Origin of the sequence: Methylorubrum zatmanii, assembly GCF_014845115.1 — a bacterium.
In the GTDB taxonomy this organism is placed as follows: domain Bacteria; phylum Pseudomonadota; class Alphaproteobacteria; order Rhizobiales; family Beijerinckiaceae; genus Methylobacterium; species Methylobacterium zatmanii.
Map to the genome: position 1 here is coordinate 1 of NZ_NKUI01000151.1, position 5,080 is coordinate 5,080.

Annotated in this window: 4 protein-coding genes and 2 pseudogenes; 3 read left to right on the plus strand and 3 right to left on the minus strand. The window is 63.6% G+C overall.

Annotation, left to right across the window (positions count from 1 at the left end; genetic code table 11):
• The first annotated feature begins 137 nt into the window (after window positions 1-137).
• The 3 genes and pseudogenes from MZTS_RS18120 to MZTS_RS18130 form a co-directional block, all read left to right on the plus strand.
• The gene (locus tag MZTS_RS18120) at window positions 138-1,004 is read left to right on the plus strand and encodes a TonB-dependent receptor (RefSeq protein ID WP_246482168.1); all 867 of its coding nucleotides are present in this window, start codon (window positions 138-140) and stop codon (window positions 1,002-1,004) included.
• A gap of 514 nt (window positions 1,005-1,518) precedes the next feature.
• Window positions 1,519-2,346: a siderophore-interacting protein gene (locus tag MZTS_RS18125; RefSeq protein ID WP_192284907.1), complete on the plus strand. Its 828-nt coding sequence runs from the start codon at window positions 1,519-1,521 to the stop codon at window positions 2,344-2,346.
• A gap of 53 nt (window positions 2,347-2,399) precedes the next feature.
• Window positions 2,400-2,674, plus strand: a pseudogene (locus MZTS_RS18130) (helix-turn-helix domain-containing protein); the annotation flags it as partial.
• A 338-nt stretch (window positions 2,675-3,012) separates the two neighbouring features.
• Here MZTS_RS18130 and MZTS_RS18135 read toward each other — a convergent pair.
• From MZTS_RS18135 to MZTS_RS18145, 3 genes and pseudogenes are all read right to left on the minus strand, one after another.
• Window positions 3,013-3,456, minus strand: coding sequence for a hypothetical protein (locus MZTS_RS18135; protein WP_246482167.1), 444 nt, complete (start codon window positions 3,454-3,456; stop codon window positions 3,013-3,015).
• Between the two features lie 302 nt (window positions 3,457-3,758).
• Window positions 3,759-4,811, minus strand: coding sequence for an aliphatic amidase (locus tag MZTS_RS18140; RefSeq protein WP_192284908.1), 1,053 nt, complete (start codon window positions 4,809-4,811; stop codon window positions 3,759-3,761).
• An 80-nt stretch (window positions 4,812-4,891) separates the two neighbouring features.
• A pseudogene (locus tag MZTS_RS18145) lies at window positions 4,892-5,080 on the minus strand (carbohydrate porin); the annotation flags it as partial.

The window sequence follows — 5,080 nt, forward strand, 5'->3', positions numbered from 1 at the left end:
CCTGCGGGATGACCGAACCGAGATGAAGGCTACGGGCCATGGCAGGATCTCCGACGGCAAAAGCCGAGATCCATCAACTCGCCTGCACCAAAAGTGAGTCAGAGCCCCGATTGGACGCCGATTGACACTCAGGGAGCCTGCGGTATCAGTACGATGACGTAAACCGCGCAGGCACGTCGCCTTACGCGCTCGCGCCGCTGGATTACGGCAAGACATTCGGCGCCCTGCTGCCGAAGGTGACGCTGTCTTACGATGTCAGCAAAGATTTGACGGTCGGCGCCCTCTATAGCCAAGGCTACAATCCGGGCGGTGTCTCATTGATTCTGTTCAGCGGCGCGGCGGGAACCGGGACTTATGTGCCCTTCAAAGCGGAAACGGCGCAGAATTATGAGCTCTTCGCTCGAGCGAGGGTCCTTGACGACCGCATGTTCCTGACGGCAAATTTGTTCTATACCGATTTCAAGAATGGTCAGCACTATATCGATCAGTTCCTCACGGCGGGCGTGTTCTCAAGCTATACGGTCAACGTCGACAAATCGCGATCCTATGGCGCCGAAATCGGAGCCGATTACCTCGTCCTCGACAATCTACGGGTCAAGGGCGGCATCGGATTGCTCGATACGAAGGTCACGCGCGACGGCAACGTCCCCACCGTCTTCCAGGGCAACCAGTTCGCCCGTGCACCGGCGATGAATCTGAAGGCGGGCTTCGATTGGGAGTTCGTGCCGAAGGTGACACTCGGCGCCGTGGTTCGATACACCGACGACTACTTCTCCGAGGATGCGAACAATCCGCTCGCCAAAATCAAAAGCTATACGGTCGCGGACGCACGAATCACGTACACGGCCAACGAGAATGCGCGGCTGTTTCTGTTCTGCAACAACATCTTCGATGACCGCTCGGTTACCTACCAGCGGCTGGTGCGCTCTCGTCCGTCCAACTACTACGAGGGCACGGTTGTGTTGCCGAGAGAAATCGGTGGCGGCGCCGAGTTTCGGTTCTAAGGCCGCTTCCTGATCCCCGGATCACAGGACATGCTTTAACTATTTGCTTGTACGGTGCTCGCTTTCGACGGACTGGAGCTGCTTCGTCGGACATCCCTCTGGAATTCTTCCCGATCGTGTCGCAGTCGGGAAGAATTCCAGAGGCCACATCGATCTTCAACTTCGAATAAATCTCAATACAAAACATAGAGCTTGCATCGAATTCTATTCGCGATCATTGTTTTTGTCATTACACAGGCGGCTCCGGGCGCTGCCGACCAGACAATCGGGGTTTCATCTTGAAGCTCTCTGCGACTGGCTTGCGGTGCGTTCGGGGATCTCTGCGCCATGAGATCATACGGCCAGGGAGTCCTGCTGCCGAAGTGCCGCGCCGGTCGCGGCTTCGTTCGCGTGTTTGGCTCAGCGTCTCGGAGGCGCCGATCGGCGCAACCGAAAGGCAGTTCGGGCGCCAGCCGGAAGACGGCCTATCCGTCACACCGCCATAGGCCTGAAACCCGTGTCTGGAAGAGGATGCATGACAAGTACGGACACACGGGACGCCCGTAAGACCAGGCGTGAGCGCCACACCGTCGTGCTGCGGCATCTCACGGTGCTGCGGACGCTCGATCTGAGCCCTTCGATCCGCCGCGTGACGCTGACGGGCGCGGCACTCGACGGCTTCGCGAGTCCGGGCTTCGACGATCACGTGAAGATGTTCTTCGCAGCTCCCGGGCAGGACCGGGCCGTTCTGCCCTCTGTCGGCCCGGATGGGCTGGAATTCCCCGAGAGCGGCCCCCAGCCGCTGGGGCGCGACCTGACACCCCGGCGCTACGACCCGGCGGCCCGTGAACTCGACATCGACTTTGCTCTCTTGCACGAGGGGCCGGCGAGCCGTTGGGCGGCTTCGGCGAAGCCCGGCGATCTGGCCTGGATCGCCGGTCCGCGCGGCTCGATCTTGGTGCCCGTCGACTTCGATTGGCATCTGCTCGTCGCCGATGAGACCGGCCTGCCGGCGCTGGCGCGCCGTCTTGAAGAACTTCCTGCGGATAGCCGGGCCGTCGCGCTGATCGAGGTCGACGGGGCCGCGGACGAACTCGTGCTCGACGCGCCCGAGGGGGCGCAGATCGTCTGGGTGCATCGCGTCCGTGGCACCGAGGCGCGGGATGCCGGGATCGTCGCCGCCCTGCGCGAAATCGCTTTTCCCGAGGGCGATTATTTCGCCTGGATCGCCACGGAATCCGGCCTCGCCAAGCAGCTTCGCGGCGTGCTCGTCGATGAGCGCGGCGCGGATCGCCGATGGGTTCGCGCCCACGGCTACTGGCGCAGCGGCACCGCGGCCGTACACGACGATTTCGACGACTGATGTTCAGTCCCTTTGTGTGGTGGTACGCCTGAGACCGCCTGGAGGGACGGGCTATGGGACAGGTTCTCCACGGCAGCGCCACGACGAATGAGGCGATCCGTCGGGCAATCCAAGCTCGTCAAGAGAGCGTGAGAGCCGCCGCCAAGCGCTACGGCATCAGCCCGACCACCGTGCGGAAGTGGCGCGGCCGGGAGACGTCAGCGGACGCGCGCGCATGTGACCGAAGGAAGTGCGCTCCACCGTCCTGAGCCCGGAGGAGGAAGCCATGGTCGTCGCCTTCCGGCGACATCCCCTTCTGCCGTTGGGCGATTGCCTTTATGCGCTCCAGCTGTTGCCGCGCACCACGCTGTGAGCACGGCCGAGGAGGCCGAAGGCTGCATCGTGAGCAGCCCACGCTTATGGCCGATGGCGCGTGCCCATGGGTCTGCCCTTGACGGTGTCGAGCACCCGTTTGACGAAAATCCACCGACACCCGGCAAACATCGCACTCCCGCGCCGACGAACTCGCGGCTTGACCAGAAACATGGGTCAATACAATCGATGTTTTGTACGGGAGCTCACCGCCAAACTTCCCGCATGCGCACAGAGGCAAAGGCGCCGCCGGGGTTGACCCGGCGGCGCCTTTGCCTGTTGCCCTGGCGGTGTTCGGATCGTCCGAGCGCAGACTTACTTCGCGCGGCAATTCGGCCCGTACCAAGTGCCGTTGCGGGCATCGAGGCCACCGGCGCTCGAGGCACCGCAGACCGGGAAATTCTTGTCGCCGGAGCGTTGCAGGCTCAGGGCCCGGTAGAGATCCCGCCGGCTCTCCTCCTCGCGGTTCCGGGCGGCGAGCTGCGCCTGCTGCGCCAGCAACCGGTTCTGCTGCATCATCTCGCGCTGCTGGCTGACGTCCATCATGCATTGCGCGAAGGCATCGGTGCCCGGCTGGAAGCCGAAATCGGCGCATTGGCCGAGATCCATCGCCCGCTGCTCCTTCGCGCTCACGCAGGCCGACAGCATCAGGGCACAGGCTCCGACCACGGCGAGGCGGATCAGACCGCCACCGGAGCGCGGTGCCCCCGCGCCGGCCCTCAGGCGACCTTCGAACTCCACATGTGACACAGCCTGCATGATCGTCCCTCATCCGCGGCGCCGAAGAGAAGGTCGAGGCCGCGGAACGGACCATGGGGAGGCCGGATAAACATTCTCCACCGCGAGATCCGTTGGATTTTCGCGATCCCGTTTCCTGTTAATTCCAGGCAAAAACCGCTCACCAGGGCTTCTTTTTCAATCCATGGCTTGGCTGGCCTCGAACACCGTTCCGGGGCCCCGCCAAGGGCGGCCGCGGCCATGCGCCGAAGCCGCTTCCGGTCTTCGTGCGACCGGAAGCGGCTTCGGCTCAGATTTCAGATCGTCGTGGCGCAGGAGAGCGCTCAGCGCAGATCGGGCGGGCCCTCACCCTTGCCGACGAAGGGGATGCCCTCGATCGGGCATTCCTCGGTGCCGACGCTGGAGCGGGTGATGGCGCGCACGGCATCGCGGGTGCCGTCGGGATCCTCGATCCAGCGGCGATAGAAGTCGTAAGGACATTCCGACATCCCGTGCCGGTTCTCCTTCGAGTTGATCATGCCGGTATAGCCGCGATGCAGCAGCTTGAAGAGGTGGTTCTCCGACTGACCGTGGGCGCGGAAGTCGCGGATCAGGAACTTCGAGAGCGCGGCATATTGAATGCCCATCTCCTCCTCGCCGCACTCGCCCAAGGTCCGGCCGTCGAAGCCAATGATCGCCGAATGGCCGAAATAGGAATAGACGCCGTCGAAGCCGGCGGCGTTGGCGACCGCGACATAGGTGTTGTTGGCGAATGCCATCGCCTTCGAGATCAGCACCTGCTGCTCTTTCGCCGGATACATGTAGCCCTGGCAGCGGATGATCAGCTCGGCGCCGCGCATGGCGCAGTCGCGCCAGATCTCCGGGTAGTTGCCGTCGTCGCAGATGATCAGGCTGATCTTGAGGCCCTTCGGGCCGTCCGAGACGTAGGTGCGGTCGCCGGGATACCAGCCCTCGATCGGAGTCCAGGGCATGATCTTGCGGTATTTCTGCACGATCTCCCCCTGGTCGTTCATCAGGATCAGGGTGTTGTAGGGCGCCTTGTGCGGATGTTCCTCGTGGCGCTCGCCGGTGAGCGAGAACACGCCCCAGACCCCGGCCTTGCGGCAGGCCTCAGCGAAGATTTCGGTTTCCGCGCCGGGAACCGTCGAGGCGGTCTCGTACATCTCGGACGCATCGTACATGATGCCGTGGGTCGAGTATTCGGGGAAGATCACGAGGTCGAGGCCCGGCAGGCCGGCCTTCATCCCGACGATCATGTCGCCGATCTTCCTGGCGTTCTGCAAGACCTCCGCCTTGGTGTGCAGCCGGGGCATCTTGTAGTTCACGACGGCTACGCCGACGCTGTCCTGGCTCGATGAGATGTCGCCGTGCATCATGGCGGCGTTTCCTCCGATTGGGTTGGGGGGAGGGGCCCGCCCGTGTCGCGCGGGCCCGAATGGCTGGCTCGGGTCTGAGGCTAGCCCGGGGCGAGGCCGAGGAGGGTTCCGAGGGGAACGACCAGGGTGGCGCCGGCATAGAAGCCGTCCTTGGCCCGGCGCGCGGTGAAGGGGTTCCAGAACGAGTTCGGGTTGACCACGTACTGAACCACCGGCTCGACGATCACGCCCGCGCCCAGATCGAAATGCGCGTTGGCCTCGAACACGAA

What these genes read in the sequence shown, in the direction of transcription:
- MZTS_RS18140 (WP_192284908.1), bottom strand. Translation starts at nt 4,811, where the DNA reads ATGATGCACGGCGACATCTCATCGAGCCAGGACAGCGTCGGCGTAGCC.
- MZTS_RS18135 (WP_246482167.1), bottom strand. Translation starts at nt 3,456, where the DNA reads ATGCAGGCTGTGTCACATGTGGAGTTCGAAGGTCGCCTGAGGGCCGGC.
- MZTS_RS18125 (WP_192284907.1), top strand. Translation starts at nt 1,519, where the DNA reads ATGACAAGTACGGACACACGGGACGCCCGTAAGACCAGGCGTGAGCGC.